Below are 1033 nucleotides of genomic sequence, written 5' to 3'. Positions count from 1 at the left end.
TGATGCGCGTAAGCAGCAAGACTGGTCTCCCGGACCCGACCGATCAGCTCAGCGAAACCCGGATTCCCCGAAAGGTCGGCACGCAACACGACCGTGTTCATGAAGAACCCGACCATACTGTCGAGCGCGTCATCAGTTCGACCCGCGATCGGGCTCCCGAGCGGAACATCCGCACCGGCGCCAAGACGGGACAACAGCACCGCCACGCCAGCTTGCACCACCATGAACAACGTCGCGTTGTTCCTCCGGGCGATCTCGGACAAACCAGCGCATACTTCCGGCGAGAACTCCGTCGAGACCGATGCCCCCGAGCTGTCTGCTCCCGCTCCTGCATGGTCGAAAGGCAACTCCAGAGTGGCGGGGACACCTGCGAGCTGTTCTTTCCAGTAGGCCAATTGCCGGGAGAAGACGCTGTCCGGATCGTGCTCGTCGCCGAGCAACCGGCGTTGCCACAACGTGTAGTCGACGTACTGAACCGGCAGAGCCGGGAGCTCGGGCTCCGTACCCTGTCTGCGCGCTGCGTAGGCCGTCGCCAGATCGCCGAGCAACGGGCTCATCGACCACCCGTCGCACGCGATGTGGTGCACCACCAGCAAGAACACGTGCTCGTCTGACGCCAGCCTGAACAAGCACGCTCGCACCGGCAGATCTGCCGAAAGATCGAATTCACGCCACGTGACAGAAGCCAGTTCCCGCTGCAAGTCGGCCTCGCCGATCTCGACTACCGGCAGGTCAAGACTTATTCCTTCGATCAGGACCACTTCCTGCCACGGTTGCCCGTCCTGGTCCGGGAAAACGGTCCGCAGGCTCTCGTGCCGCTCCGCGACGTCTCCTAGCGCGGCCTTGAGCGCAACTGCGTCGAGGGTGCCGGACAACCGCACCGCGAAGGGCAGATTATAGGAGGCATTCTCGTTCGTTTTGCTCAAGAACCACAGCCGTTGCTGAGCAAAAGACAGTGGTGTCTGTCCGGGGCGGCCCACCGCCTTCAGCGGGGCCCGCACGTCGGCATCGTCGTCCAGTCGCTGCGCCAAAG

The 1033-nt window shown here is 63.3% G+C and carries 1 protein-coding gene; it reads right to left on the bottom strand.

What is annotated here, in order from left to right; genetic code table 11:
• Positions 1–1033: condensation domain-containing protein (locus A4R44_RS47675; protein ID WP_232792086.1), on the bottom strand; the 1033-nt coding region annotated here is incomplete at both ends.

Source organism: Amycolatopsis sp. M39, from assembly GCF_001651785.1.
In the GTDB taxonomy this organism is placed as follows: Bacteria; Actinomycetota; Actinomycetes; order Mycobacteriales; family Pseudonocardiaceae; genus Amycolatopsis; species Amycolatopsis rubida.
The sequence above is the reverse complement of the archived record's forward strand: the minus strand, read 5'-3'. Positions and strand labels throughout refer to the sequence as shown.